Source organism: Bacillus sp. C30 (assembly GCF_040838255.1).
Classification (GTDB): Bacteria; Bacillota; Bacilli; order Bacillales; family Bacillaceae_G; genus Bacillus_A; species Bacillus_A mycoides.
On record NZ_JBFPJH010000579.1, the window covers coordinates 1 to 1,737 of the forward strand.

Below are 1,737 nucleotides of genomic sequence, written 5' to 3' on the forward strand. Positions count from 1 at the left end.
GAATATTATAACATTTAATATTAAATAATCCCTATTACATTTAAAAAGACAATAATTATTGCAAGTGGTGCTACAAACCGAAGTAAAAATGCCCAGCAAGTAAATACTTTCTTTCCGTAATTTCCACCTACAAAAAATTCAGCTTCTAGCACTTTCTTTTCCATCTTGAATGATACGAAAATACTAATGAATAGCGCTCCAAGCGGCATTAATATATTACTAGATAAGAAGTCTACTGCATCAAAAATATTCTTCCCAAAAATCGTAATATCACTCCATACTCCAAATGATAAGGCCGATGGTATACCTACTAGGAAAATGCAGAAACCGATGATCCATGAAAGTTTAGCTCTTCTTTCTTGTTCACCATTTGCTAATGCTGAAACAACCGTCTCTAGTAGAGAAAATGCCGAGGTTAATGTGGCAAATGTAAATAGCGCAAGAAATACAGTTAAGAACAATCCTCCGAATGGAATTTGGCTAAATACAGATGGCAATACAATAAATAGTAAGCCCGGCCCCTCTGTCGGCTCCATTCCTAATGAAAATACTGCTGGAAATATAGCAAGACCTGCAAATAAAGAAACGAATAAATTCAATCCGACAATCGTAACTGCTGATTTTGGTAAACTTTCTTTTTTATTTAAATACGAGCTATACGTAACCATAATCGAAATCCCTATACTAATCGCAAAGAATGATTGGCCCATTGCGAATAAAATACTTTCTGAAGTAATCTTCGAGAAATCTGGTTGTAAGAAAAACTTCACGCCTTGCATCGCATTATCCAGTGTTAATGAACGAATAATAAGAGCGACAAATAAAACGAACAATGCTGGTAGCATATATTTACTTGCTTTTTCAATTCCATTTTGTACACCTTTTGATACAACCCATATCGTAATGAACATAAAAGCGAAATGTCCAGTAATAGCCCAAAGCGGATTTCCAATTGTTTCAGTAAATAACGAACCGTAATTTTGTCCCGGAGTAATAAGCTGTCCTGTTACTCCCCTGAAAAAATATATTAAAACCCATCCACCTACAACGCTATAAAATGAAAGTAATATAAAACAAGTTCCAACGCCAAGACGTCCAATCCAGTGCCATCCTGTATTTGGTGCGATACTTTTAAATGCTCCAACTGCTTGTTTCTGTGTACTGCGTCCAATCATAAATTCAGCTATAAGTAGCGGTAATCCAATTAATACAGTAAATAATATAAAAATTAAAAAGAATGCTCCTCCCCCGCTCTTCCCAGCGATATAAGGAAATTTCCATATTGCGCCAAGTCCAATTGCTGATCCTGCTGCTGCCATTATAAAACCTAATTTCGAAGTCCATTGCTCCGTCTGTTTCATCCTATTTTCCTCCTGTTAAAATCATTTTATATTAATAAATAAATATTATTGATCAATCTGAATAAAACCTCCATTTCTTTTTCTATAAAATAAAAAAATGGCCCAACGTCTCTATATAAAGAGACGCTAAGCCATTTACTTAACGCGGTACCACCCTTATTGATTCCATTATGAATCCACCTTAGTAGTAATCGTTTGATTACAAACCTAATATCGAAGGTTAACCGTTAAGATTTACTAAGAATGTGATTCCGTTCCACCTTACTGCTCCTAGGCGAGTTCAGGATGTCATTTGACTATGTCGCACCAACCCATAGCTCTCTGCACAAATACATGACCTTACTACTCCTATTCAACACATTTTAATATTTAGAAT

1 protein-coding gene and 1 other annotated feature are annotated in these 1,737 nt (G+C 35.2%); the gene reads right to left on the reverse strand.

The window, feature by feature from the left end; genetic code table 11:
* Positions 1 to 20 precede the first annotated feature (20 nt).
* Positions 21 to 1,361 carry a sodium-dependent transporter gene (locus tag AB3X49_RS23050; RefSeq protein WP_002165897.1) on the reverse strand — a complete coding sequence of 447 codons (1,341 nt, stop codon included), beginning with the start codon at positions 1,359 to 1,361 and terminating at the stop codon, positions 21 to 23.
* 116 nt (positions 1,362 to 1,477) lie between these two features.
* Positions 1,478 to 1,726 (reverse strand) — a binding site (T-box leader).
* Positions 1,727 to 1,737: the final 11 nt, after the last annotated feature.

Coding starts and splice junctions, on each gene's coding strand:
- AB3X49_RS23050 (WP_002165897.1), bottom strand. CDS start 1,361: ATGAAACAGACGGAGCAATGGACTTCGAAATTAGGTTTTATAATGGCA.